Annotated in this window: 24 protein-coding genes; 19 read left to right on the top strand and 5 right to left on the bottom strand. The window is 40.6% G+C overall.

Annotated features, from left to right (window positions below):
• Positions 1 to 5 precede the first annotated feature (5 nt).
• Positions 6 to 1,196 (bottom strand): glycosyltransferase family 4 protein, encoded by a 1,191-nt coding sequence (locus tag NWE73_RS13330; RefSeq protein ID WP_277579301.1) that lies wholly within the window; start codon positions 1,194 to 1,196, stop codon positions 6 to 8.
• A 211-nt stretch (positions 1,197 to 1,407) separates the two neighbouring features.
• Between NWE73_RS13330 and wecC the strand changes: the two genes are divergently transcribed.
• From wecC to neuB, 5 genes are read left to right on the top strand one after another with little or no spacing between them, the layout of a single operon-like run.
• Positions 1,408 to 2,634, top strand: coding sequence for a UDP-N-acetyl-D-mannosamine dehydrogenase (gene wecC, locus NWE73_RS13325; protein ID WP_277578833.1), 1,227 nt, complete (start codon positions 1,408 to 1,410; stop codon positions 2,632 to 2,634).
• Positions 2,634 to 3,626 (top strand): NAD-dependent 4,6-dehydratase LegB, encoded by a 993-nt coding sequence (locus NWE73_RS13320; protein ID WP_277578832.1) that lies wholly within the window; start codon positions 2,634 to 2,636, stop codon positions 3,624 to 3,626. Before wecC ends, NWE73_RS13320 begins: the two co-directional genes overlap by 1 nt.
• Positions 3,619 to 4,767: a LegC family aminotransferase gene (locus NWE73_RS13315; protein WP_277578831.1), complete on the top strand. Its 1,149-nt coding sequence runs from the start codon at positions 3,619 to 3,621 to the stop codon at positions 4,765 to 4,767. Before NWE73_RS13320 ends, NWE73_RS13315 begins: the two co-directional genes overlap by 8 nt.
• Positions 4,768 to 4,769: 2 nt before the next feature.
• On the top strand, positions 4,770 to 5,753 hold the full coding sequence (locus NWE73_RS13310) for a GNAT family N-acetyltransferase (RefSeq protein ID WP_277579300.1): 984 nt from the start codon (positions 4,770 to 4,772) through the stop codon (positions 5,751 to 5,753).
• Positions 5,753 to 6,766, top strand: a complete 1,014-nt coding sequence (gene neuB, locus NWE73_RS13305; protein ID WP_277579299.1) for an N-acetylneuraminate synthase — start codon at positions 5,753 to 5,755, stop codon at positions 6,764 to 6,766. Before NWE73_RS13310 ends, neuB begins: the two co-directional genes overlap by 1 nt.
• Here the strand turns inward: neuB and neuC are convergent.
• Positions 6,750 to 7,931 (bottom strand): UDP-N-acetylglucosamine 2-epimerase, encoded by a 1,182-nt coding sequence (gene neuC, locus NWE73_RS13300; RefSeq protein WP_277578830.1) that lies wholly within the window; start codon positions 7,929 to 7,931, stop codon positions 6,750 to 6,752. The two genes, neuB and neuC, sit on opposite strands and share 17 nt — an antisense overlap.
• Positions 7,932 to 8,249: 318 nt before the next feature.
• Between neuC and NWE73_RS13295 the strand changes: the two genes are divergently transcribed.
• The 8 genes from NWE73_RS13295 to NWE73_RS13260 are packed head-to-tail and all read left to right on the top strand — an operon-like array spanning position 8,250 to position 16,005.
• Positions 8,250 to 9,065, top strand: a complete 816-nt coding sequence (locus tag NWE73_RS13295) for an aspartate aminotransferase family protein (RefSeq protein ID WP_277578829.1) — start codon at positions 8,250 to 8,252, stop codon at positions 9,063 to 9,065.
• The gene (locus NWE73_RS13290; protein WP_277578828.1) at positions 9,052 to 10,125 is read left to right on the top strand and encodes a nucleotidyltransferase family protein; all 1,074 of its coding nucleotides are present in this window, start codon (positions 9,052 to 9,054) and stop codon (positions 10,123 to 10,125) included. The genes NWE73_RS13295 and NWE73_RS13290 overlap by 14 nt, the downstream gene beginning before the upstream one ends.
• Complete coding sequence (locus tag NWE73_RS13285; protein ID WP_277578827.1) at positions 10,122 to 10,841, top strand: acylneuraminate cytidylyltransferase family protein; 720 nt, start codon at positions 10,122 to 10,124, stop codon at positions 10,839 to 10,841. Before NWE73_RS13290 ends, NWE73_RS13285 begins: the two co-directional genes overlap by 4 nt.
• A complete protein-coding gene (locus NWE73_RS13280) occupies positions 10,838 to 12,076 on the top strand; it encodes a lipopolysaccharide biosynthesis protein (RefSeq protein ID WP_277578826.1) in 1,239 nt (412 codons plus the stop codon). Before NWE73_RS13285 ends, NWE73_RS13280 begins: the two co-directional genes overlap by 4 nt.
• Positions 12,066 to 13,376 (top strand): hypothetical protein, encoded by a 1,311-nt coding sequence (locus tag NWE73_RS13275; protein ID WP_277578825.1) that lies wholly within the window; start codon positions 12,066 to 12,068, stop codon positions 13,374 to 13,376. The genes NWE73_RS13280 and NWE73_RS13275 overlap by 11 nt, the downstream gene beginning before the upstream one ends.
• Before the next feature lie 3 nt (positions 13,377 to 13,379).
• Positions 13,380 to 14,045: a CatB-related O-acetyltransferase gene (locus NWE73_RS13270; protein ID WP_277578824.1), complete on the top strand. Its 666-nt coding sequence runs from the start codon at positions 13,380 to 13,382 to the stop codon at positions 14,043 to 14,045.
• Complete coding sequence (locus NWE73_RS13265; protein WP_277578823.1) at positions 14,042 to 15,013, top strand: lipid II:glycine glycyltransferase FemX; 972 nt, start codon at positions 14,042 to 14,044, stop codon at positions 15,011 to 15,013. The genes NWE73_RS13270 and NWE73_RS13265 overlap by 4 nt, the downstream gene beginning before the upstream one ends.
• Entirely contained in the window at positions 15,010 to 16,005 is a 996-nt protein-coding gene (locus tag NWE73_RS13260) for a polysaccharide deacetylase family protein (RefSeq protein ID WP_277578822.1), read from the top strand. Before NWE73_RS13265 ends, NWE73_RS13260 begins: the two co-directional genes overlap by 4 nt.
• Here NWE73_RS13260 and NWE73_RS13255 read toward each other — a convergent pair.
• Both NWE73_RS13255 and NWE73_RS13250 read right to left on the bottom strand, forming a co-directional pair.
• Positions 15,962 to 17,233 carry an O-antigen ligase family protein gene (locus tag NWE73_RS13255; protein WP_277578821.1) on the bottom strand — a complete coding sequence of 424 codons (1,272 nt, stop codon included), beginning with the start codon at positions 17,231 to 17,233 and terminating at the stop codon, positions 15,962 to 15,964. The genes NWE73_RS13260 and NWE73_RS13255 overlap by 44 nt on opposite strands.
• 37 nt (positions 17,234 to 17,270) lie before the next feature.
• Positions 17,271 to 19,118 (bottom strand): hypothetical protein, encoded by a 1,848-nt coding sequence (locus NWE73_RS13250; protein ID WP_277578820.1) that lies wholly within the window; start codon positions 19,116 to 19,118, stop codon positions 17,271 to 17,273.
• Positions 19,119 to 19,527: 409 nt separating this feature from the next.
• Between NWE73_RS13250 and NWE73_RS13245 the strand changes: the two genes are divergently transcribed.
• The 6 genes from NWE73_RS13245 (at position 19,528) to NWE73_RS13220 (ending at position 26,183) form a co-directional block, all read left to right on the top strand.
• On the top strand, positions 19,528 to 20,478 hold the full coding sequence (locus tag NWE73_RS13245; protein ID WP_277578819.1) for a glycosyltransferase family 2 protein: 951 nt from the start codon (positions 19,528 to 19,530) through the stop codon (positions 20,476 to 20,478).
• The gene (locus tag NWE73_RS13240; RefSeq protein ID WP_277578818.1) at positions 20,456 to 21,358 is read left to right on the top strand and encodes a formyltransferase family protein; all 903 of its coding nucleotides are present in this window, start codon (positions 20,456 to 20,458) and stop codon (positions 21,356 to 21,358) included. The genes NWE73_RS13245 and NWE73_RS13240 overlap by 23 nt, the downstream gene beginning before the upstream one ends.
• Positions 21,359 to 21,373: 15 nt before the next feature.
• Positions 21,374 to 22,186 carry a methyltransferase domain-containing protein gene (locus NWE73_RS13235; protein ID WP_277578817.1) on the top strand — a complete coding sequence of 271 codons (813 nt, stop codon included), beginning with the start codon at positions 21,374 to 21,376 and terminating at the stop codon, positions 22,184 to 22,186.
• 1,065 nt (positions 22,187 to 23,251) lie between these two features.
• Positions 23,252 to 25,102, top strand: coding sequence for an LTA synthase family protein (locus NWE73_RS13230; protein ID WP_277578816.1), 1,851 nt, complete (start codon positions 23,252 to 23,254; stop codon positions 25,100 to 25,102).
• Positions 25,103 to 25,199: 97 nt separating this feature from the next.
• Entirely contained in the window at positions 25,200 to 25,715 is a 516-nt protein-coding gene (locus tag NWE73_RS13225) for a class I SAM-dependent methyltransferase (RefSeq protein ID WP_277578815.1), read from the top strand.
• A 159-nt stretch (positions 25,716 to 25,874) separates the two neighbouring features.
• A complete protein-coding gene (locus tag NWE73_RS13220; protein ID WP_277578814.1) occupies positions 25,875 to 26,183 on the top strand; it encodes a helix-turn-helix domain-containing protein in 309 nt (102 codons plus the stop codon).
• Between the two features lie 6 nt (positions 26,184 to 26,189).
• Here the strand turns inward: NWE73_RS13220 and NWE73_RS13215 are convergent, their stop codons facing one another.
• Positions 26,190 to 26,672 carry a hypothetical protein gene (locus tag NWE73_RS13215; RefSeq protein ID WP_277578813.1) on the bottom strand — a complete coding sequence of 161 codons (483 nt, stop codon included), beginning with the start codon at positions 26,670 to 26,672 and terminating at the stop codon, positions 26,190 to 26,192.
• Between the last annotated feature and the right edge of the window lie 30 nt (positions 26,673 to 26,702).

The following is a 26,702-nucleotide window of genomic DNA, read 5'->3' as shown; positions in this document are numbered from 1 at the left end:
AGGTTTTAACTCAGTTCTTTAAATATATTCATCATTCTCAGGGCGAGTTGATTTCGATCGTAATTCTGAGCCAATTTGCTAGCCCCATTTGCAAGTTGTTCGTAAATTTCTGGCTGCTTGATCTGGGCCAGTGTTGAAATAAATTGTTGCCTGTTTTCTGGCTCATAAAACAAACCACTTTGATATTTTTCTATGAGATTTCGAGCTTCTCCATCAACACCTAGGAGAATAGGTTTTCTCATCGCGGCATTTTCAAAGATCTTAGATGGCAAAACTCCTTTGAATGTTTCTGATTTTCGCAGAGAAACGAGGGCGACATCAATCAAAGAGATATAGTGCGGGATCTGATCTTTTGGGACGGCATCCAAAAATGTAACATTTTTAAGCTTTAAATCCTGTGCTTGTTGTTTCAGGGAAGCTTTCATTGCTCCGTCGCCGATAAAGAGAAAGTGAATACTGGAATCTTTGAGCTCTGATATGGAATTCAGAATAAAATCTAAATTATGAGCCATTCCGTGAGTACCGATATATCCGACAATCCATTTACCGTTAAGTTCGAGGCTGTTCAGAAGATTCTGGGGTTTGGGTTGAGGTTGAAAATGACTTAAATCGACGCCATTGGTTATGATTTCGATCTTTTGAGAGGTAATTCCTCTGCGAGTGAGATTTTCTTTGAAGGAATCAGTTACCGCAACGATTTTATCGGCATCACGGTATAAAAAGAGTTCTATTTTTTCTAAGAGACCGATGATTCTATCAGAACCGACGGCGCCTACGCTTTTGATCGACTCGGGCCAAATATCACGGAGTTCAAAAATCCAAGGTTTTCTTTTTAACTTAGAGAGTAGATAGCCGCTCCATGTTGTGAAAAATTGTGGAGATGTAGCAACAATAAGGTCTGTTTTTATGAAAAGGCCCGCAATAAATGATAACAAAGCAAAGCTGAGGTAGTCTAAAACCCGCTTGAGGAACCCCTCGTTGGCGGTCATATAAGACCAGACGCGGACAACGCGAACCCCATCAATGTACTCGGATTGATATAATCTATTTGTATATCCTGGGAATACTTTTCCTGAGGGGAAATTGGGGAAGCAGGTGATAACAGTGACTTCAATCCCATTTTTAGCCCAAAAACGACAGTGTTCAAATGTTCTAGTGGCAGGTGCGTTTACCTCTGGCGGGAAATTGTCGGTCAGAAAGAGCAGCTTAATACGGTAGTCCTTGCGCTAAAATTTTCAAAATAATATTAAAGCGAAGTCAATCGCTCAAGGCAAGGTTTCGATCTGGTTACGTTGCATCAAAGTGCTGTCAAAACAAAGCCTTGCAGATATTCTTCACTTGGCTAAATGCAAATTTTGGCGTTATCGTCTGTTTCTTAAAAACAGAATATTCTTATGAAGGGTCCCAGTGAAAAAGAAGATTTGTATTGTTGGCTTGGGGTATATCGGATTGCCCACTGCTGCGTTACTTGCGAACCGTGGCTATAATGTTTTTGGGGTTGATATAGTTCAAGAGGTTGTCGATATAATTAATCAAGGGCGTATTCATATCGTTGAGCCCGAATTGGACACGTTTGTGCGCGCGGCAGTTAATAGTGGAAATCTTAAAGCCGCCACACTGCCAACAGAGGCAGATATCTTTATTTTAGCGGTTCCGACACCCTTTCATCCTTCGTTAGCAGAGAACGAGGCGCCTAAGCCAAATTTAGACTATGTCTTTGCGTCGGCTAGATCAATTGTTCCTTATTTGAAGCCAGGATGCCTGGTTGTTCTTGAGTCAACGTCTCCAGTAGGCACAACTGATATGATTTCTAAAATGTATGCTGAAATGGGCGTTGATATATCGCAAATTCATTTAGCGCATTGCCCGGAGCGTGTTTTGCCCGGGCATATCATGAAAGAGCTCGTCGAGAATGATCGCATCGTTGGTGGGGTCCGTCCTGAATCTACTCATCTCGTGGCAGAGTTCTACCGTACTTTTGTTACGGGCGAGGTCTTAGAGACCAACGCTCGCACTGCAGAGATGGCCAAATTAACTGAAAATAGCTACCGCGATGTTAACATTGCATTTGCCAATGAGCTTTCTGTTCTTTGCGATAAGTTTGAAATCAATGTGTGGGAGTTGATTGGCTTAGCGAATCGTCATCCTCGCGTAAATATTCTGAATCCAGGTTGCGGGGTGGGCGGGCATTGTATCGCAGTCGACCCTTGGTTCATTGTTGATGCAGGGGCTGGTGCAGCGAAGTTGATCGAGACCGCGCGTCGTCAGAACGATTTCAAAAGTGAATGGGTTATTGAAAAGGTAAAAAATGCGGCGATGAGTTTTGAGATGAAAAATGGACGCAAGCCGAAAATTGCGTGCATGGGGCTAGCATTCAAACCAGATATTGATGATCTTCGCGAGTCTCCGGCCCTGTATATTACCACGACTCTGCTTAGAGAAGGCTTGCAAGTGTTTGGAGTTGAACCAAATATCGGAAAACATATTAGAATTGAATTGATGGACTATCAAACGGCTGCAAACAGTTGCGATCTTTTGGTATTCTTGGTTGGGCATAAAGAATTTAAGACGCTGGAAGTTCAGCGTTCTCAAGTTCTGGATTTCTGCGGTATTTTTCGTGAGGGATTGAAGTAATGAATCTTAAAGGTAAAAGAGTTCTAGTGACAGGGGCGGATGGCTTTATTGGGTCGCACCTGACTGAAATGTTAGTTGCTGCAGGTGCAAAGGTCAGGGCGCTAAGCCTCTACAACTCATTTAACTATTGGGGATGGCTTGAAGATATCGGCTGTCTTAAAGATATCGAAGTTATTTCTGGTGATGTTCGTGATCCACATTTTTGCAAAAAAGTGACTAAAGATATCGATGTTGTTTTCCACTTGGCTGCATTGATTGCTATTCCATATTCTTACCTGGCTCCTGATAGCTATGTTGATACGAATATCAAAGGAACTTTGAACATTTGCCAAGCGGCTCTTGATAATGGGTGTTCGAAGGTTATTCATACATCGACCAGTGAAGTCTATGGGACAGCTCAGTATGTTCCGATCAACGAGGAACATCCGCTCAGTCCACAAAGTCCTTATAGTGCTTCTAAAATTGGTGCGGATGCGATGGCAATGAGCTTTTATAACTCGTTCAATTTGCCATTAGTGATTGCTCGTCCTTTTAATACCTATGGACCACGTCAGTCTGCACGTGCGGTAATTCCGACAATTATTACTCAGATCGCCGCAGGAAAAAAACAAATTAAATTAGGGGATGTGGCTCCAACTAGGGACTTTAACTATGTTGAAGACACGTGCAGTGGCTTCATTGCACTCGCAGAGAGTGATGAGGCGGCAGGAAAGACTATTAATATCGGATCGAACTTTGAAATCAGCGTTTTCGATACGATCAAAATGATCAAAGAGATTATGAAAAGTGACGTTGAGTTGTTGGTCGATGAAAGTAGATTCCGACCGGAAAAATCTGAAGTGTTTCGACTTTGGTGCGACAACAGCAAGATCGAAGCCTTAACGGGCTTCAAACCGAAATACACAATAAAGTCAGGTTTGGAAAGAACAATCGAGTGGTTCAAAGATCCGCGCAATCTCTCTAAATATAAAGTAGATATCTATAATGTTTGATGATGTACGAGCATTCATTCGCAATCTTTATCCTGAAAAAGACTTCATCGCTCTTCATGAGCCGTACTTCGCCGGTAATGAAAAAAAATATGTCTTAGATTGTATCGATTCGACCTATGTTTCCAGTGTTGGTAAATATGTAGATCGCTTCGAGCAGATGATGGCGGATTTTACGGGAGCAAAATATGCCATCGCGACTATGAACGGTACGGCTGCTTTACATGTTGCGCTGATGCTTGTTGGTGTTGGTCGCGAAGATGAGGTTATTACTCAGCCGTTAACCTTCGTTGCAACTTGTAATGCGATTGCCTATGTGGGGGCGAAGCCTGTTTTTGTCGACGTTGATCGCGATACTTTAGGGATGAGTGCACAAAGTTTAAAGGATTTTTTGCATCAGCATGCAGTTTTGAGGGATGGAGCATGTTGGAATAGAATTAGTGGTAAAAAGATCTCTGCTGTTTTGCCGATGCATACTTTTGGTCACCCTTGTCGTATTGATGAAATCGCGGCGCTCTGTGAAGAATATAAAATTCCGTTGGTAGAGGATTCTGCCGAAAGCCTGGGCAGCTACTATAAGGGAGTACACACGGGACGTTTCGGAAAGGTAGGTGTGATGAGCTTTAATGGTAATAAGACCATCACAACTGGTGGAGGCGGTATTGTTATTACCGATGATCCGGTTCTGGCGAAGCGGGCAAAGCACATGACGACAACTTCGAAGCGCCCTCATCCCTACGAGTATGTTCATGATGAGGTTGGCTATAACTATCGCCTTCCCAACATCAATGCGGCCTTAGGATGTGCTCAGTTAGAGTCTTTGCCGTTAATTTTGCAGAATAAACGTGAGTTAGCTAAAAAGTATCAAGTGTTTTTCTTAAAACATGAGATTAAATTTGTGAGTGAACCATCAAATGCACAATCTAATTTCTGGTTGAATGCTATTTTGCTAGCTGACGAAACGCAGAGAAATTCATTTTTAGAGGAAACGAATTCTCACAAGGTTATGACACGTCCAGTTTGGAAGTTGATGAATAGACTCGAAATGTATAAAGACTGCTTCTGCATGCCTCTGGTGAATTCTGAATGGATTGAAGAGCGTCTCGTGAACATTCCTTCTAGTTGTTTTTTTCAGAGTTCTTAGTGATGAATTTCTTTGCTGATCTCTATTTTCAAAAGAAATACTCCGAACTCTATTTGAACAAGGGGGAGAGTGTATTCGAGTTCAAGTATCAAGAAGCTAGCTTTGTTTTTAAGAATATCTCTATAAAGCGACCCATTTACTCTATTGGAACCAGGAAACTGGCAGAGCTTTACTTTGATCTTGAAACTGCTTACGGTTTCGGTGGTTTTTGCACAAATAATTCAGACCGTGATTTTTTAGGTCGTGCGATGCAGGCATATCAAGCAAGGTGCAAGAGCGAGAATATTATCGCAGAATTTCTACGCTTTCATCCCTTCAATGAATTCCCGCAGAATTTTGCAGATAATTTGGATTTTGCCAGGTTTGACCGCTCGACTGTTTTTATTGATTTGCAAAATAGTAAAGAAGATCGTTGGACTCGCTACGGGCAAACGACTAGAAATATTTTACGAAAGTGTGCTGGATCCTTAGAGGTGCAAGAGTCCAATGATATTGAGAGGTTTATTGAACTGTACTATCGAACGATGGATAAGAATGCGGCAGCAGGCTTCTATTATTTTGGGAGAAGTTATTTTGAGAGTTTGCTTGCTCTAGATGAGGTTAAACTTTTCGCTATTAAACATGAGGGTGCCATAGTTTCTATGGCTTTCATTATTTTTGGCGAAGAAATTGCTTACTATCATCTTTCGGCAAATCACGAAGAGTTTTACTCTTTAAACGCCAATTACTATATGCTGGATGAAGTTTCGGAGATTGTGCGCAAGGAGGGGAAGAAAGTTTTTTTTCTAGGCGGTGGTAGAACTCCGGAAGTTAATGATAGTCTATTTAAATTTAAGTCCAAGTTTTCTGACTGCCTGCAACCATTTTGGATTGGTGGGAAGATTTATAATCATGAAGTCTTTGCAGAATATATGCAGGTTTTCAATGAGCAGTTTCCAGAAAAAGTTAATCTTAAAATGTTCTTAAAATATCGCGGAGCGGTTTGATGAAAAATAAAGTGTTTATTATTGCAGAGGCGGGCGTAAATCATAATGGAAGTTTTGATTTAGCGATTAGGCTTTGTGATATTGCTAAAGAAGCTGGGGCAGACGCGGTGAAGTTTCAAACTTTTAAAACTGAAAAGCTTCTTACAAAAAAAGCTAAATTGGCTGAGTATCAAAAAAACGCACTTGGAGAAACTTCCGATGGACAGTTTGATATGATCAAGAAGCTGGAGCTCAGCTATGACCAGTTCGGTGCGATTAAAGAGCATTGTGAAAAAATCGGCATAGAGTTTATGTCTACTCCTGATGATGATGATAGTCTCGAATTTTTGGTGAATTTAGGAATTCGCCGTCTGAAAATTGGGTCGGCCGAGATTACTAATGTGCCGTTCTTGCGTAAGTTTGCTAAGACAGGCTTGCCTCTCATTGTTTCTTCCGGAATGGCGGATTTGATTGAAGTTCTGGCTGCCAAAGAGACTTTGGTTAAGGCGGGAGCAAAGGCGGAACAACTAACTTTCCTTCATTGTAATACCGAATACCCAACTCCAATGAGAGACGTGAATTTGCGAGCGATGTTGACGATGAAAGAACATCTCAAAACAGAAATTGGCTATTCTGATCACACTTTAGGATTAACCGTTTGCACGGCGGCAGCGGCTCTTGGAGCGACCGTTCTTGAGAAGCATTTCACTATCGATACATCTATGGAAGGTCCTGATCATCAGGCGTCATTGACACCTCAACAATTGAAAGACTTAGTTCAAGCTGTTCGTGATGTTGAAATTTGCCTTGGATCGGATGTAAAGAAAGCCAGTCCTTCGGAGGAAAAAAATAAAGCGATCACTCGCAGGTTGATTGTTGCAAGCAGGCCGATTCAAAAAGGAGAAATCCTTTCCGACGAGAATCTAACAACAAAAAGAGCACCGACTGGCATTTCTGCCAATCAGTGGGATCTAGTTATTGGAAAGAAAGCTTCAAAAAACTATGAAGAAGATGAATCTATTTTTGAACACTAAAGGATAGTGGGTCCTCTTTTTTTGCGAGAATGTCCTTAAAATTGTGCGTTTTGATTATTTCATAGGCACGTTGCGAGGACTGACCATCACCGTAGGGATTTTCGAGGGACTGAATCAGCTGTAAATAAGCAGGAGATTTTATTTGCTCAAAAGCTTGTAAGATACTTGTTTTGTTATTATCGCAGAAAATGACATTGCCCGCACTGTAACGTCCTCGTTGGCGTTGTCCCACATTGATAACCTTAATTTTGCAAGAAGCTGCTTCGACAACTCCAGCACTTGAGTTTCCAATCATAAGGTCGGCATTTCTCATAAGATTAACAAAAGTCTCACGAGGCAAGTTTTGGAATTTATAGAAATTCTCTGTGTGTTGATATTTGTTGATGATGGACAGAATCTCTTTGCTTCCAGAGTCAACATTCGGAGAATTGCAGAAGATCGCGTATCCTTCTGTCTTCAAGGATGTGATGATGTCTTCCATGTGTTGCCCACTTTGGGCTTCTTCGTTGGACATTGGATGATAGGTTAAGAGAGCATATTTTTGAGGCCATGATCCTTTCAATCCCAGCGCGATTTTTAGGTCGTCTTTACTCATGTGTTTTTCAGCAATCAGCTTATCAATGGCTGGGCTGCCGATTTGGAAAATTCGTGACGGGGGTTCGCCCATCTTTAGGAGGCGCTCTTTATGCTCAAGTGTAGAAACAAAGTGAGCGGTCGACAGCTTTGACGTCGCATGGCGAACAGAGTGATCAATGTGGCCATCAGAGGCATGGTCTCCGCCAAAAAAATGAACTCCAGGAATTTGCAGATATGTTGCAATGAGCGCTCCTGCAATAGCGTCTTCTCGATCGGCGCAAAAGATAACGACTTCAGGAGAAAAATCATTGATAGAGTGCAGGGAGTTTTCCATAAGTAGGGCAGCTGATTTTAGGCGGGCAGCCTTGCTATCGCTATCAAACAAAGTTTCTATTTTCGTTAAAATAGGGATCATATCGTGTTCAATTTCTTTAACTGAATAGCCATAAGTTTTGGAGAGGTGAGTTCCGGAAACAAGCAAGCGAAAGTCAATGTCAGGGTCTGCGGCTAGGAGCTTATAGAGATAGCTCAGGAGATCATAGTCCGAGCGAGTTGCAGTCATGGCTAAGATTCTTTTTTTGTGTGACATCGGGACCTCAATGTTGTTTGAGTTTCTAAAATAACGGGCTCTTCTCTCGTGGTCATCATGAGCTTTATAGTGACGCGTCAAATCGTGTCTCTTTGATGGAAAAAAGGTCCCAGTGCCGATAAACTGTCTCAGATATTTGTCCATTTTCATTGAAGATTGAGGAAAATCCAGGTGCAGAAAGTTTTTGGAGGAGATCTTCCAGTTGAGCCATCGCTAGATGTCTTTTTCACGGACTCGGGTCGGTCTTCGTTGCGTCTATTTGTCAGAAATTTTCGCGATAAAAAGTTTTTGATTCCGGACTTTCTTTGTAAGGTGATCTTGGATATTTTGAAAGATGAAAAGGTAGACTTCGAGTTTTACCACATTGATCAAAATCTTTCCTTCAAGGTAGGTGATATTGACAGGCAAAAGTTTGATATCTTTTATCTGATTAACTACTTTGATCAAACTCCCATTAAGAAAAGCCAATTTTTGGATGGCAAAATTCTTCTAGAAGACTGTGTCTTTCAACTGAACTTCGAAAACAGGTTGGATGCTAAGCAGTGGTACGGATTTAACAGCTATCGCAAGATTACTGAGATGGCTGATGGTAGCTTGGTAAAGACCAATCTAGAAATTTCAAAAGACTGGCATGCGGGGGAAGCTCCCTTTGTTAAAGAGCGCTACCATGCAAAAGAGCTGAAGAGTTTTTTTGTAAAGAATGGCGAAGGCAGCGAGGCTGCTTATCTGGAGCTTTTTAGGAAAACAGAGGAAGCTTTAGACCGACAAACGCAGATCTATGACATGTCTCAAAGAAGCCGGTCAATTTTGATTGATAAGATGGCGCATCTTAACAATGATCTTGTTGCTCGATTGCGCAATCGCGATGCACTTCAATCATTTCTTGGTGAGTGGTCTTTGATTAACAACGTCCAAGACCCGAGTTTTTTCGTTATTAAGACCAAGAATCGAGATGAGTTGAGAAGTTATTTGAGAAAAAAGAATATTTTTTTACCGATTCATTGGCCACATTTTGGTGTCGATAATATTCTCTATAATGAAATTATTTCAGTACCACTTTTTTCTTATTATTCTGTGCAGGATATGGAACTTGTTGGAAAGCTGATTCAGGAATTTTTAAATGATAAAATTTGAAAAACTTTTTTTGAAAATGACTTCAACGATTCGCGAAGCTCTTCAGGTTATTGATGAGGGGGGGCAGAAAATTGCATTGGTTGTTGATGACCAGCGTGTCCTTTTGGGAGTTGTCAGTGATGGTGATATTCGAAGAGGTTTGTTAGCTGGTTTGCAAATTGATTCACCGGTTTGGGTTGTCGTTAATAAGTCTCCGATTTCATGCCTTTGGTCTGATAGCAAAGATAAGATTATCGATATTGGTATGAAGAAAAGGGTTCAGCAAATTCCTATTCTTGATGAAGGTGGGCGTATTGTTCGTCTTGATGTGATTGAGGATTTGCTAAAGCCAAAGTTAAAACCTAATAAAGTTGTTCTGATGGCTGGAGGTTTAGGTACAAGGCTTCGTCCTTTGACAGAAACGGTTCCAAAGCCGATGTTAAAAGTTGGCAACAAGCCCATTCTTGAAACTATTGTTGAAGGTTTTCAGCGCTATGGCTTTAATGACTTCATTTTTTGCGTAAGTTACAAGTCTCATATTATCGAAGAGCATTTTGGTGATGGCAGTAGGTTTGGCGCACACATCGAATACCTTCATGAGAAAAAAAAGATGGGTACGGCAGGCCCCTTGAGTCTTTTAACTGAAAAATTAACTGAACCATTCATTGTAATGAATGGAGATCTTTTAACTAATGTCGACTTCGATGCTTTTTTTCAAACACATCTTTCTTCCAATGTTGTTGGAACGATGGGAGTGCGTGAATACGACTTTCAAGTTCCATATGGTGTGGTGAATCTTCGCGATGGACAAATTACTTCTATTGAAGAGAAGCCAGTACATCGGTTTTTTGTTAGCGCGGGAATGTATGTGTTGTCTCCTAAGGTTTTGCAACATATCCCGAAAGATGAATATTATGACATGCCGTCATTGTTTAACGCCCTTTCCAATAGTAACGCTAAGACAGGTTCGTATATTATTAAAGAGTACTGGCTTGATATCGGTAGAATGAGCGATTATGAGCGCGCTCAAGCTGAATATGTTGATGACGTAACATCAAGAAATTCGAATAAAGGTAAATGAGAATGTTCAAGGGAAAGAGTTTTCTAGCTATTATTCCCGCGCGCGGAGGAAGTAAAAGACTTCCTGGTAAAAACGTGCGCTTGCTTGCTGGAAAGCCCCTAGTGAACTGGTCCGTAGAGGCGGCTTTAAGTTCCAAGTATGTCGATGAGGTGTTAGTTTCGACCGACAGCACTGAGGTGGTTGAGGCTGCCCGAGCCGTCGGAGTTTCAGTTCCATTTGTACGGCCGGTTGAGTTGAGTAGTGATACGGCTTCAAGCTCTGATGTGATTCAACATGCTCTTGATTTTTATCGCAATGAACAAGGAAAGATCTTTGACTACGTGATTTTACTGCAGCCTACTTCGCCCTTGCGAACAGCCGAGGATATTGATTCTGCCATAGAATTATTGAGCCAGAAAAAAGCGGATGCGGTTATTTCGGTTTGCCCTATGGAACATTCGCCGCTTTGGTCCAATATTTTACCGGAAGATCTCAGTTTAGGGAATTTCCTTAGAAGTGAAGTGCAGGGAGTACGAAGTCAGGACTTGCCAACTTATTATCGCATAAATGGAGCTATCTATATTTGCGATATGAAAAGATTTACCTCTGAGAAGACTTTGTTTTTGAAAGAGAATATTTTTGCGTTTGTAATGAGTTCGGAGAAGTCGGTAGACATTGACACACTTACAGACTTTGCTCTGGCAGAGGTTCTGATTTCTAAGAGCCGTACCGAATGATTCGAAAGATTGCTGGAAATGTTTTTATTTATGGTTTTGTAAATGGGCTGAAATCTTTGGTGCCATTTATTATGCTACCGATACTGACTCGCTATATTTTGCCAGCCGAGTATGGAGTCCTAAATTTGACGGACACATGTATTCTATTTTTGTCGCCATTGCTATTGCTGAACGTAAACGGGGCAATCAGCGTCGAGTATTTTAAGTTGTCGGGGGAAGATTTTAAAGCTTATGTTTTAAATGCTTTACTCGTGACATTGATTTCGTTCTTACTATTTTGTGTGGTCCTTTTCGTCGTTAAAGATACTTTATCGGGACTGATCGGTATTCCTTCTTCATTGGTCTTACTTTTACCGTTGTTTACCTTTCTTCGAGTTATCAGCAGCATTGTTCTAGTCATTTATCAAGCATCAGAGAAACCGTTAAAATTCGGGATATTTTCAATCTTTCAAACTCTTGTAGATTTTGGTCTGTCTTATGTTTTTGTAGTTATTCTGGGGAAAGGGTATTTGGGTCGAATTGCAGGCATTTACGGTGCATTTGCGGCATCCTCAGTGGTTGGGCTTGTTGTCCTTTATAAAATGGATATTTTTTCTAAGCCAAAAACTTTGAAGTTTACTAAGAATATCTTGGATTTTGGATTGAACCTTATTCCTCATTCTATCGGGGGCGTCATTTTGGCGATGGCTGATAGGCTTTTTATTTCTCATTATTTGGGAACTGAGGAGGTTGGATTCTATAGTGTGGCTTATCAAGCTGGCGCCGTGATGCTTTTGCTGGGTACGTCTGTGAATCAAGCTTGGGGGCCGACTCTTTTCAAGTTGTTGAAGAAGAAAGAAGATTGGAAGACGATAAAAGAACTAACGTTGGCGGTTGGTGTTGGTTTTGTTATTTTTGCGGGAGTTGTCTTTGCATTGTCAGATTTGATTTTTAAATATTTAATTGCTGAAAAATATTTAAGGGCTCAGGTATTCTTTGGCTATTTGTTGTTAGGTTTTTTATTTCAAAGCCTTTATTTCTTATTCACAAACTATTTGTTTTTTTATAACAAGACCCGCATTTTAGCCGTGATCACATTTGGCGGAGCTGTTCTCAATTTGATTTTGAACTACGTCTTGATTCAAAAGTATGGCACTGTCGGTGTTGCTTATTCAACAGCAATTACTTGGTGCTGCTATTTTATTTTTGTAGCTGTAACTGCTATGAAGCTTCAGAAGAGACAGTATGGCCTCTGATATTGTTGCAAGACTAAAAAAATTGGAATCCGATGCGGGATTTATCGAACGGTTTAGCTGTGTGGAGTCGTCTTCATGGATTGCGATAAAGAACCTTCTTTTACAAACTGAAATGATTGAAGTAAAAGAGGAGTATCCGCATAAGAGGCAACTAGCCTCTTTGCGAGGGTTAATGTTAATTCTTCGTTCGAGTATTTACTATTTTCTGAAGATCTTTAAGTTTCAGAAAAAGAGTATATTTTTAGGTGCAAGCTCGGGCCTGTTTTTCAATAACGGTCAAATTTTGGATTCATATTTTCCTTATTCCGAAGTAGATCCAAAGAGCGTTTTTTACATGTTAAATTGCGCTGATTTTGATCACCTTACAAAGATGAAGTCTTATTTTCGAAACCACAAGATTGTGATGGAGAACTTTTTAGTAGGTCCGATTAAAGTTATTCTTGGAAGACTTTGGGCAGAAGCAGCTTGGTTTAGTTCGAATAAGCAGCTGGACGCAGCTTATGAAACCATGTCCCGTGAGTTTAGGCTAAGTAAGAAGGCTTTGTATCTAGCTCACTATAAATTTATCGCTGGGAATTGGGCTTTTCGGATATTTTTTGCTCCGCTGAGAATGAATAATGCCTATGTAGTCAGTGCGTACACAAAGTCTGATCTGGTGAGTGCTCTTAAAAGAAAGGGTGTTCATGTCACTGAGATTCAGCACGGTTTTGTGGGAAGAAGTCATCCAGGCTACAATTACAATCTCCCTCAAGGGGTATTGCCGACACCAGATGAGGTATTTGTTTATAACGAGTTTTGGAAAGACGAGCTTGCTCGGGCAGGCTATTATCAGCCTGCCCAGATTAAGATTACCGGGCGACTGAAATATGACTTGGTTGAGAAAAAGGCGGGTCAGCTCGAGGCATCAATTATTGTTTTCACAGGGCAAGGCGCTTTTTACAATGAAATCTCTCAATTTTTTAAAGAGTCTGATGCAGAGTTAGGGGCTCGCAATATTCAGCTGATATACAAAGCTCATCCCAGAGAAACATCGGAGGACCTGGCGAATTTGGCAAAGGCGATTGCTGGCTTGAGTAATGTTTCAATTTATCAAGGCGAGCATGGGACAGAATTCTTAATAAAGAACTCGTTGGCGCATATTTCGATATTTTCGTCTTGCCATTTTGATGCAATCCACTTCTTAAATAAGACCTTCATTTTAGATGTTATGAAAGATAATTTTTTAAATCCGTACTGTCTAGAGTACCCAGATCAGTATCTTAAGATTTCAAAAATTGATGAAGTAATAAGGATGATATAGAGAATGTTCAAAACTCTTCTTAAGAAAATTTATTTCTGTTATTTCGCGATCACTAAAAGATTTAAGTATCCAACTTGCATCTTACAGACGAACTTTATCCTTCCCGGAGTGAAGCTGGGACGCCATGTGATTATCGAAAATCGATGTAAAGTGTATCGAAATGTTATGATTGGCGATTATACATTTATTAATGAGAATACTAGAATAGATCCAAATACAAAGAGCATCGGTAAGTTTTGTTCCATTTCTCATGACGTGAAAATTGGCATGGGTCCTCATCCCTTGGCTTTTGTTTCGACAAGCCCGGTGTTTTACTCAAAGGCCCGAGGCTTTGTAGGTGCTGACCTTTATGATGAATATGCTGACAAAGGATATACTGAAATTGGCAATGATGTTTTCATTGCCTGCAATGCTGTAGTTTTAGCCGGAGTAAAGATCGGGCACGGCGCCGTTGTTACAGCTAGCAGTGTTGTTATAAAAGATGTTCCTCCTTATGCAGTTGTAGGTGGCAATCCAGCTAAACTTATTAAGTTCCGTTTTGCTGAGGATGAAATTGTTCAGCTGCTAAAAAGTAAGTGGTGGGACATGGATCTTAAGACTTTGCTAAAGTCGCCTGAACAGATGACTTCCGTCAGGAAGTTTATTGACTCTGGGGTTGGTTTAAAATGATCCAAGTACTTAGAAGTGAACCGCAAAATTTGGGGGTTGAATTGCCAATCTTGGCTCGCGAGGCCTATCTTCGCTGTAAAAGTGCGCACTATGGGTGGATTGTTTCCAAGAATTTTATCGTGCCATTTTTTATTGATAAGAAATTGATTTTCAAAAGAATGGTTTTTACCTTTGAACCCGTTATACACAGTCCAGAAGGGGCTGATTTGAATTTTTTTTGGCAAGAGGCGATTCTTGAACTTAAGAAATTGAAACTGGCTGATTTTATTTTTAAGGCGCAATCCAATGTTGTTTTAACATGTGGTCCTCAAGATTCCGTATCTGTACCGTGGGGAACTCTTGAGGTTAATATTCATAGATCTGATGAAGAGATTTTAGAAGCATGCCATGGCAAACATCGGAATGTAATTCGCAAAGCGATTAAAGATGGAGTGAAGGTTCGTTTGGAGTCAAATCCAGAGGTTATTTATCAACATATCCATGAGACAATGCTGCGCCAGAATTTACCCTATTTTCCCTCACAAAGTTATTTAACTTGTCTGAGAGAAGAGCTGCCAAATAATGTTCTTTTTGTCATTGCTGAGTTTGAAGGTAAAATTCAAGGTTGTGCGGTTGTCGTATTCGACTCGTATAGGGCCTACTATATGTACGGTGGTAGTGTAGCGAAGCCATATACGGGAAGTTTGAATCTTCTTCATTATGAAACGATGAAAATTTTAAGAGATAAAGGGGTTCTTGTTTATGACCTGGTCGGAGCACGTGTAAAAGTAGTTCCTGGTAGTAAACAAGAGGGTATTCAGAACTTTAAAATTCGTTTCGGTGCGGAGATGAGAACAGGTATTGCATTTCGATATGTATTCAATCCTATTCGGTACAAGCTTTTTAATTTAAGCGCTAAAGTCTTTTTGGCTCTTAAAGGAACGAAGTATGTGGACCCCATTGATCAGATTAGAAGAGAAATGCAATGAATGAAGTTTATTTTACATTTGATTATGAACTATTCTTTGGTGAGGACTCAGGGACAGTTGAAAATTGTCTTATCAAGCCAACAGAAAGGCTGATCTCGATAGGAGAGAGAACGGGAGCTAAGTTTACGTTTTTTGTTGATGCTGGTTTTTTAATAAAAATGAAAAATGAAATCGACAAGTTTCCCCATCTTCGGAAGGATTTCGAAGCTGTTTCAGCACAGCTCACACAGCTTAGTTGTCTCGGACACTCTATCCAGCTTCATATTCATCCGCATTGGGAAGATAGCTATTACGATGGTCAAAAGTGGGTCAATGTTAGCAAGCGCTATCGCTTGCATGACTTTTCGCAGGAACAGATTTACAATATCGCGCAGCAGTATCGAAATGTGCTTTTGCCATTTAACAACGCCGTCTTTGCGTATCGTGCGGGGGGCTGGTGCCTACAGCCTTTTGATAAAATTCAGGAAGGATTGAAAGCGGCAGGAGTGGTACTCGATAGCTCAGTTTTCAAAGATGGCCTTCTGAAAACACCGACACATTTTTTTGATTTTAGAGGAGCTCCATTTCGCTCCACGTGGCGTTTTCGAAATAATCCAATTGTTGAAGACAAATCTGGGGATTTTATTGAAATGCCGATTTCCTCGTTGTGGGTTTCGCCTATTTTCTATTGGAGATTTTTATTCAGCCGCCTTACGAAAAAAGCCGAGTTTAAAATATTTGGTGATGGCAGAGCAATTGGGTCATCAGCAGTTGATAAAATCAAGATGCTTTTGATTGGTGGTGTGGCTCCTGTGTCTGTGGATGGTTTCAGAGCGGCTCTTCTTAACGGTCAGGCTAGAAGTCTTTTCAGCAAAGGTTTAGATAAACTCGTGGTCATCGGGCATCCGAAAGCTCTTAGCGAATACTCTTTGCTTTGTTTGGAAAAGTTCATCGAGGATAGTAGAAACATTAAATTTCTTGGGTTTGAGCGGAAGCACCTGCTTGGGAATTAAAAAATCGCCCGCTGCTGTTGGTATCTAAGACATCAGAGTAAACAAAGGCTAAAAAGAAAATATCCAAGAAAGATATTCCCCAGAAAATTCCATATTGGGTCATTGAAATCACCAAGAAAGGAAGCAACAGGGTGTATCTTTTAAGCTTGAAACCTATTCCTATAAAGAATAAATACATCAAGCCAATGACCACGCCGCTGGTTGCAAAAATTTGTAAGAATGAATTGTGCGCATGTTGAACAAGTTCCTGTGACTGAATGTAAGACGAGTATTTAACCGAATGATTTCCAAAGAGAAGGTTGTCTTTTATGAAATTAGTAGCGTTCGAGAATATTTCGTCTCGGTACGCAACTGAGTACATGCTGTGAGCCACGAGCACGTTATTGCCATGTTGTATTGACTCGATTGGCCCCAGAGGCCCAATTTGAGATATAATCCAAGGGCCTATAAGCGGACGAAGCAAGAGCAATCCGACATAACTTGCTAATGACACAAGAGTTGGACGTATCCACATTTTAGATTTATTGTTAACAGAAAAGAGTATTAAAAAAAGTATCGTTCCCAAAATTGAACTTCTGTGGAAGTTCAATAACAGAACCGTCATCAATAATGCTGCCCCTAAAAGGTTTTGCTTTGCGCTATTTTCTTTATGTTTCAGAAAGCTGATTAAGATAATTCCAACGAACAATTTATAGCCCATAGAGGGAATACCGTCAGAGAGTCCGATGACTCGTCCAGAATACAAATTAATCTCCCAAAGCATTGATCGAAAATTTGGATCTTGAAAAAAGAAAGAATTGATTCCTAAAAGAAATTGAACAATCGCTAGCAGGCATTCCCCACAAACGAGCCAAAGAAAAAATCTAAGGTCATTTTTATTTAATTGAAGTGCCGCAATGAAGGTAAAAATATACATAATATAGAAAGGTGGTTTCGATACTTGTAGTATGAACGTGCCGCCTAGAAGCTGATTTCCGAGGTTGGCTAGTGCAATCGTTAGCAGTGTATAGAGCCCCCATTTCTGACGGATGTCGAATGTGCGTTTATTAACTACATATCTGCTAAGAGCGATAAATAGGAATAAAGACCAGATGAATATTTGTGAAACCATGAAGATCGTACTTAACCAAAGAACAATTCCTAAAATTGGAGAGTTGAGAGTGGTTACGATAGATTTTGGCAGATTAAGAGATGGAAACGCCTTTCGGAGGCCGGGGGAGCTGATCATGGACACCTTTTGTGAAAGTAAATCGTCGGTCTATTATTTAAAGATCTACCTTTAGTTTAAGTACTATTGCATCTCGAGACTCAAAAGTAATCACGTAATTTTCTAAAATATTTCTGAGATTTCCATAGCCATCCTTGAAGTAAACCAAATAGTTGGGTTTGGGTGAAGCTATGAAGCTCCATTTTCCTGTTGAAAAAAAGTCGTAATTCACTTTATTCAAATTGGCGATTTTCAAGGAGGTTTTTAGGGATGTGTCGGAAAAATCATATCCTTCAAGAAAAAATTGCCGTTCAGCTATAGGGGAACAGTAAAAAAAACGAGGGCTTGTATTGTTTAATTTTTGTTTATTTATCGCAATGAGTGCTGTTGTGGGGGTATTATTTTTGATCCAGCGGCAGGCACTTTGGAAACTGTCTTGTTGAGAATATCGGTTTTTAAAATCACGCGCACTTGACCATAAAGCTGCGACAATAGAAAAAATTAGAAATGTTAACATGAATGGTCGATAGAATTTTTGAAGTATTCTAGAACTGCTTTGGTATGTAAATAGATTTATCCACGCAAACAAGTTGCATCCCAGAATTGCACCAAACGCAAAATAGAGTTCAGAGAGTCCTCTTTGATGGATAATCATAAAAATAAAGCATCCAGATATAACAGTCAGTGTGCCTAGTTCTACAGATGCATTGTTGCTATAAGGTTTTGCTTTGCAAATTCTGTGATTGAAGATGAATGGAAGTAAGGTGGGGCCAAAGAAGAGAATAATAAACGGAATTACCAGCAAGGCCTTCACAATGTTAGAATATTCTGTAGCAAAGTTTAGAAATAGAGGAGTCTGGGTGAGAACCTCAGCAAAAGCGATGCTCATTGTGGATGCAGAAATTTTTGCGAAATAGATCAAATAGGTTGTTACGAAGACTATTGAAGATGTCACCCAGGTTATTAGTTCTATTTTATTGATTTTTTGCTTTGAAAAGATCTTCCAAACAAAAGATAGAAAAACAGTTCCCAGTAATACGACGGCAAAAGGAGCCTTTATTCCTAGACATAAACAGACGCATATAAAATAGGTAAAATAGGCGGCGAGATTTCTGTCATCGCTTGTTTCGATCTTGTAGATTGCAATAAGGCCAGCAAGAAAGACGCCCGTTACTAACTCGATCCCGTTGACGTGATCTAAGAGATGAATTGGGAAAACATTTAAAACAGGATCGTTGAATGTTAAGAATGGAAAGAAATAACTAAAACAAAAGAAAACCCCGAAGCTCGATATAAGTGCGCGAGAAAAGGATTTGAGTTCTCTAGTAAAAAAATCAAGTAGTAGCCAAGAATTTAAAATCGTAAGAGCCGGTCTGATTCCTCCCAGTACATTTTCGAAGAGATTGTCCTTAAATAGAGACGTAAACTTTGCCCATAGATTGTGAATGAAAAAATGATAGCTAAATGAATAGTCAAAAATTCGGGGATCCTTAAATTGATATGGACCATTGAGCTTAAATGGAATCGCGAGAGCGATATGCCATGGGATATCTTGATTTAGTCCCATTGGTTGTTCAGTTAGGTCGTAAAAGTGTCCCACTCGGAGAAAATAGATCGTCAATAATATTGCAGATAAAATGAGTGATGATGAAAAGACTTTGAGTTCTCGTAAAAGGGCTCCGCGTCTCTTTAGAAAAAATATATAAGCAATGCAAGACGGTCCCATAAGGGAAAGCAGAACAATATTTGGAAGAAAAATGAGGGCGCAAAAGAATAAAAACAGTCCTGCACAAAAGTCGTATAGCAACGGGTTTTCTCGTTTTCTGGCAAAAGAAAGCGCGCGAACTGGGAACAAACAGATGCTAGAAATTGCAAAAAAATACTTCAAGGTTATCCAAATAAACACGGCATTCCCTTTAAGAGACTGTTCAAGAAGAATAATTAGGAATATTCCAATGTCCTAAATTCCAATAACAAAGGTTTTAGTATTTATAAGTCGCCTTGCGAAGTCCATAAAAATAGGTCTTAGAGTAAGTGAGTATCGTGTATACTGAGGCGAATGACATTCTGCATTAAAGATGTCTGATGGAAATTTTAAATTTATGACCACTCTTAGATTGGGTGGAGTGAAATTAATTTTGAGTTTGTTTCAATATCCGAGTATCAAATAAGGTTAAATTGAATGTACAAGATTAAAGTAGCTGAGGAAAATCGGTCAGAGATTGGCGCTTGAAACAGCAGTAGCAATAGCAATAGCAATGACAAAGACCAGGTCGCGATTCTTTTTTTTAAACCATTGAGAGTATACAAAAACGATGCCCAGAGAGCCACAGAGTTCCGAAGTTCTTTTAAGTATTATTAGTCCTGTGTATATGGCTGAGAAGTTGGTGGCTCCTTTAGTTGAAGCCATAGATGTCGAGATGGCCCGTTGGGAGTGCACTTATGAAATTATTCTTGTTGAGGATGGGAGTCCTGATAAAAGTTGGGAAGCAATTTTAGAAGTTTCTACTGGCAACCCTCGAGTTAAGGGCCTTAAGCTAAGTAGAAATTTTGGACAGCATAAAGCTATTACCGCCGGACTAAAGGAGGGGCGAGGAGAATGGTTTGTCGTAATGGATTGCGACCTGCAGGATCGCCCTGAGGAAATTGAGGGCCTATACCGAAAGGCATTAGAAGGTTTTGATATTGTTCTCGGGCAACGGGTAGAGAGGCAGGATGGCTTCTTTAAAAAACTTTTTTCTAAATGTTTTTATAAGACTTTGTCGTGGCTAACAGGTACCGAATTTGACGCGACCATTGCTAATTTTGGAATTTACGGAAAGAAAGTAATTAAAGCAATTAACGGAATGAATGAACCCATTCGATTTTTTCCTGTAATGGTGAAGTGGTGTGGGTTTAAGGCAGTCTCTATCCCCGTAAGTCATGATAGTCGACTCGAAGGGAAATCTTCTTACAGTATTATGAAGCTTTGCAACTTGGGATTGGATATTGTTTTAGCATATTCCGATAAGCCATTGAGAATGGTTGCAGCATTGGGAGTTACGATGTCCTTAATTTCCATTTTTATGACTATTTTGGTTGTTGAGAGGGCGTTGACGCATGGATTTCAGGTATTGGGTTACGCGAGTTTGGTTTGTTTGGTACTTTTTTGTACGGGGTTGATTGTGTTCATTCTGGGAGTTGTAGGTTTGTATATAGGAAAAATTTTCGAGTCGACCAAGCAAAGACCAATTTATCTGGTAGATGAAAGGATTAATTTTGAATAAAAAAGTCGCGCTATTCCTAATGACTGAGAAGGGATTGCACGTACTTAGGAGAATTATAGAGGAGTTTCCTCTGCATATAATATCCGAAGTTGTAGTCGCTAGAGACAGGGCTGTTCAGAATGACTTTGTGGATGAAATAGTTGCACTTTGTCAGAAGAATTATATTCGTTGCTCTGATGAGATTCCAAAGACTAATGACAACGTAATCTGTATTGCTGTTTCTTGGAGAACACTCATTTCAATCACAGACGGTCGAAAGTTAATTGTCTTTCATGATTCCTTGTTGCCAAGATATCGAGGATTCAATCCTCTTGTTACAGCCCTTTTGAACGGTGATCGCGAGATTGGTGCAACGGCTCTTTGGGCTTGTGATAAATATGATCGTGGGAAAGTCATTACTCAGAAAAGTAGCGCCATTGATTATCCAATTACTGTACAGTCCGCAATCCAAAGGATCTGTTCGCTTTATGAAGAAATGAGCGTCGAGATCATTCGCGATATGATTAGTGGTAACCTTACGGCTGGAGTTGATCAAGATGATGCACGAGCAACTTATAGTATCTGGCGGGATGAAAATGATTATTGGGTGGATTGGGTCCAAGATTCCTCCTATATAAAGCGTTTCGTCGATTCAGTTGGTTTTCCGTATAAAGGCGCCTGCTCTTATATGGCAGGGAAAGTGGTCAGAATAACCGGAGCGGAGATTTTGCCGGAAATTTGCATTGAAAATAATTCTCCGGGCAAGATATTTGAGCTTGAGAATGGTTGTCCGATTGTTCTGTGTGGCAAGGGTCTATTAAAGATAACGGGTTTAACGAATGAAGAAGGACAGGAGCTTCTTCCGTTGAAGAAGCTTAAACAACGCTTTGCTTCGGAATAAAGCTAAGGATTTAGAATGACTGATTTTCACTATAAAGATGGCATTAACTTTTCTGTGCAAAAAGAAAAGGTGTCATATCCCGCCGCCGCAAATGATGAATATTTTGGTTTTGAAGATAAGAGTTTTTGGTTTCAGCACAGAAATTTGATCATAGCAGAAGTTTTGAAGAAGTATCAGGACAGAAAGTGCCAAGTAATAGATCTTGGTGGAGGCAACGGATTTGTGGCCCAAAAGATTAAATCTATGGGATATCCAGTAACCCTCGTTGAAGCCGGCGGTGGAGTTTACAATGCGAAGAGGCGAGGCATCGATAATCTTTATTGCGTCAATCTTCTTGATTATCAATCTTCAGAAAGTGAAGTGTGTGTCGGACTTTTTGATGTAGTCGAACATTTTTCGAACTCTCAAGTGCTATTTAGTAAAATTTCAGAAAATATTCCTGGCGCTTCGATCCTAATGATGACGGTTCCTGCATACAAATGGCTTTGGTCTGAAGAAGATGATATTGCTGGTCATTTTACGCGTTATACGAAAACGCGCTTGAAGGATGAACTTAATAGAAATGGTTACGAGATCCTTTTTTGCAGCTATTTTTTTAGTTTGCTAATTTTGCCAATTGCTTTATTCAGAAGTTTTCCTTACCAGTTAAAAAAAGCTTTTGATAAAAAAATCGGAGCGCGACTATTGTCAACGGAATCGGCTCATGTCGGTTTCTTTCAAAAGATCATACGAGCCATGTTGAAATGGGAAATTTGGTGCATTTCTCGTGGAATCGCTATTCCTTTTGGCGGATCTATCGTTGTAATTGCTAAAAAAAAGAAAGTTTAAATTAGGAGTCTAGCTTTCTAGGTGTACTGGCTGGGCTCGTTCGACACGGTCTTGAGGGTGATTTAAGCTAGCAAAGGGTGTCGATTTTTACCTAAGCAGCTGAAATCTGAAAGATGCGCCCTGTTCTCTTCGGAGAACAGATTATGTTATAGGGTGGGGCATCATGAGTCAGTTGGAAAAGAAAAAGAGAAAAAGAAGATCGCCAGAAAAAATGATAGAACTGGTATTGGAAGCGAGTGTAGGCGCAGGTCTTGTCTGTCGGCGAGATGGCTTTGCATGGGCCCAACTCTCGGGTGGAAAAGAAGTTTTTGCAATCGGGCATCGTAGGCCTCAAAGATCTAAAGCGCGATTCAAAATAGAAATCAGAACTTGCAGTAGAAAAACTCAAAGCGGAAACAGAATGCCTCGAATGAGCCCTCATAGAAACGCCCATAGCTTCTAGCCTAAAAAAAGCGGTTGTTGGACTGGCTCTTCTCTGGCGCAAGAGTCAGAACTACCTCGGCGGTAGCGGCGGAGAGAAATAAATTACACCACCAGAAGAAAAGCGTACTGAGACTCGCAAAGAAAAACCTTTACAGGGTTTGCCGCAGAATTGCTTATCATCTTGAGAAAAAGGGACAGAGTGTCATTGGAAAAACCAAGGTCACGGAAATCTTGAAGAGCAGCAGGCTCGACAAAAACCAAGAAGCATTTCTCTAGAAGATTGCTCTTGTATGAGCCCTGCCAGATGTAGGGGTATGGGCTGGGACTGGAATGCCGCTAAAGGCAGGTTCTCACTCTGCCTTGTTCTTCTTGATAGGTATTCGCGAAGGATTTTGTTTTTGTCATAAAATTACTTAGTGCCAAGTTTTTCAGCTGTGTCACCTCTGTATGTATAGGAAAACACTATCATGTTTGTGTGGAAAATGTGAGTTGTCTCGATTTAAATATTTTCACTTATTCAGATGGACTTAGTTCTAATTTTGAAATGTTTCTAGAAAAGTCTTTCAGATCACTATTGGGAAGATCTATACTGGTATTTCAATAGGGAAGATAAGCTTGAAGGATATTAAGAGTATTTTTATAGTGAAATGTAAATGGACCACGGCTTGGTTTGGGTTCATATTTATGTATTTCTTCTTCGAAGTACTTAGCAAAGATAACAGCAATCCATTTTATGTAACCACAGAAAGCATCGCAATCGTTTTTGCTTCCTTATTGTTGATGGTAGCGATCGCAGAGGGTGGTTTCTTCATTTTTCGCAACCGAACGTCGTTACAAGTGGCACTGTCTCTTTTCATTTTCATTTATTCAGCATTGGGATTCTATCATTTTAGAACAGACAGCGTTTTTGATTTCTCTATCATCGCAGACCATTGGAAGTTCTTGTTGCACCCTGGGACCTTTAGTCAATCAGCCTCTGTAATCAATAATACCTTCAAAGGCCCGCAAATTTTTTGGACTTGTGTGTTTGTAATCGCTACGTGGTTCATAGTTGGTTATGACAAAGATAAGGCTAGGCAGGGGGCCAAGTGGAGTATTCCTGTATTTATTGGGACGCTAGTGATTTTACTTTTTGTCGTGCCATTTCCTCAGGATGAAGTAACCAGTTTTGCAAAGACAGCTGTATTCCGAATCTTCCCGTTTAAGACGGCATTTCAAGCAAAATATAAACCCAAGGACACTCGCGAATACCCCTTGGTTAGGGAATTTACTGCCACACATGGTGCGAAAGAGCGCCCCCATGTGTTTATCGTTTTCGTTGAATCATTCAATGCCAACTTTGTGGAATCAAAATCACCGAACGGAAAGGAATTCACACCGTTCTATAATTCACTTATTCCGCAGGGTCTGTATTTTGAAAACTTTTACGGCCAGTCTATTCAGACGGGGAGAGCGCACTTCGCAGCCCTTTGTGGTTTAACTTCGAGTGTCTTCGGAAAAGAGTTTTCTGAATTCGTAGGTAATAGATTTCATTGTTTGCCCCAAATCCTTAAAGAAAATGGATATGACACGGTTTTCTCTAAGGCAAATGAAGACGTTCATTTCGACAATACTTTTAACTTCACAACATCTCACGGCTATCGCGTGATGAATTCGATGGGCAAGGGTTGTGAAAAGGAAAAATCTGGCGCATGTTGGGGCTGGGGCATTCATGACGATATTTTCTATAAACGCTTCTTTGAATACCTAGAAGCGAATCACAAAAAAGGGCCGGTTTTTGGGACCTTGGCCACGATTTCTTCGCATATGCCCTTTAACGAAGTACCTGCGGCAGAACGATATATTTATCCCGAACCAAAAAAGCGTTTGGAAAAATACAGTAACGCAATTCGGGTGTCTGATGAGTATTTAAAGACTTTCTTCAGTGAGTTGAAAAAAAGTCCCTATTATAAGAATTCAATCGTCATCGTTACCGGCGATCACAGCTTCCCGATGGGGGAGCATAAGAACTTTGCTAGCGAGAGTTTTGCTTACGAAGAGAACTTCAAAACACCCTTGCTGATTTTAGATTTCAGGGATGAACGGAAGATTCAACCAGGAAGGGTGAAGGAAGCCTATTCGCAACTTAACTTGGCTCCGGCAGTGCTGGATATGGTGGGTATTTCCACTCAAGTTCACTTTATTGGGGATTCCTTATTGGCTCCGCCGCCAAAGTATATCCCCTTGCTTCAGCCTTATGGGGGCGTTTACTTTGCAATTGTAAAGTACCCCATGAAATATGTTTTATATGACCGAACCGGGGATGAATATCTCTACGACCTTTCCAAAGATCCTCACGAAGAGAATAATCTGATTGATGACTGGGACGATGAGGCATCTCTTGAGGGCTTCCGTAAGGAGGTAGGCAAAGTTTGGTTCAACTATGACCTCATGGTGCAGGATCGTATTTGGCCTAAAAGCCGCGCTGTGGCCGATGGAGTAAAGGAATTGTAGGGTCTCAAGTCCTATTGCCTAATCAATTGGGTTTGAGATTATTCAAAACCCTCATATTTTCTTGCTCTCGGGAAAGTATAAGAATATGTTTTCCGCCATGAAGCAAATTGACATCGGTTGTGGCCCTAAAAAAGCAGAAAATCATTTTGGAGTCGATTTGTTCCAGTTTCCTGGGGTGGATCTTGTTTTTGACTTCGATGCGGGCGCGTGGCCAATTGAGGACAGTTCATTCGACTCAGCACGTAGCATTCACGTCATCGAGCATATATCCGACACAAAAAACTTTTTTAAAGAAATCCATCGCATCTGTAAAGATGGTGCAGAAGTTTATATCGAAACTCCACATTTCTCATGGGTCGATTCATGGAGTGACCCAACTCATCGCTGGCATTTTTCTGCTGGTTGGTATGGGCCTCTACAAAAGGGCGAATACTTAGGTGCGATTGTTGGCCACTTCGAGCACGTCAAGACAGTCATCGAGTTCAATAAGTCAGTTCGCAGCTGGTATCCTCGCTTGATCGTAAAGCTCTTTGGGATTGAGACCTACGAGCGCTACTATGCGTTTCGTTACCCAGCTCGCAACATTCATACATGGTTGAGAGTTAGAAAATAACCTTTTGATTAGGTATGGCTTCGAACCTATAGGATCGATGGAATACCTACCTGATTAGCCCTTTTTATTAGATAGTGAATAAAACTTGAGCCCTGGCTTTCTTATGCTGACATTTTTTTGCGGTTGTTAAGTAAACCAAATAGGTGTACCGAGATAAGAATGAATACTAAAAAGAAAACTACTGCGGTAAAGCAACTTGAGAAAGTCCTCGGCGAGTCGCTTAGCTTTGGTTTGAGGCTAAACTCCTTACGTCAATCTGAAGGGCAGACCTTAGAGATATTTGCGAAAAGGTTGAGTATTTCTAAGCAGCACCTTAACGACATAGAAAAAGGTCGTAAATCAGTGAGCCCAGAAAGAGCGGCACGGTTTGCGAAGATCTTGGGCTTCGCTGAAGATCGCTTTATTCAGCTAGCCCTTCAAGATCAGTTAACTCAGGCAGGTTTTAAATATAAAGTTCAAGTTTCGTAGGTGTATTTAGAACCTCACCCGAAACCCAATCCCCAAATCCAAATCAACATCCGTAGCCGGGACAATATCCAGAGTCGCGGCGATTTCGCCGAAGACTTCAATATTTGGATTATGGAAATTATAAAGAACCCCGAGAGGAGCGCGAGGTCCCACTGCGACTTCGCCATCATGCTTTCCGCTATTAATGAAAATCACTCTGGCACCCAATCCATAGTACATCTCAATCGGACCCTCTTTGGTTGCGAAAGACCGAGCGCGATCCCACAGGTAAGTTCCGTGGATTTCGGTTCCGTCATAATGTCCAAAAGAATATGCGATAGCCCCCTCGAGAGAGTGAGCTCCATTTAAGCTTGTGCGCCCGGATACGCCAGTGGGATCGCCGATGACTATGCCCAAGGCGCTGTCCGCGTGTGCTTTTTCTGCTGCGAAAAATTCTATGATAAAAAAAGAAAGTACTACGCTGCTTGCAATTAAAAGTGTCTTCTTCATGAAGTCCTCCGCTGGAAAGAATACCCGCTG

This window comes from Bdellovibrio svalbardensis, from assembly GCF_029531655.1.
GTDB lineage: Bacteria > Bdellovibrionota > Bdellovibrionia > Bdellovibrionales > Bdellovibrionaceae > Bdellovibrio > Bdellovibrio svalbardensis.
Note: the sequence above shows the minus strand (reverse complement) of the source record. Positions and strands in the feature narration are given on the sequence as shown.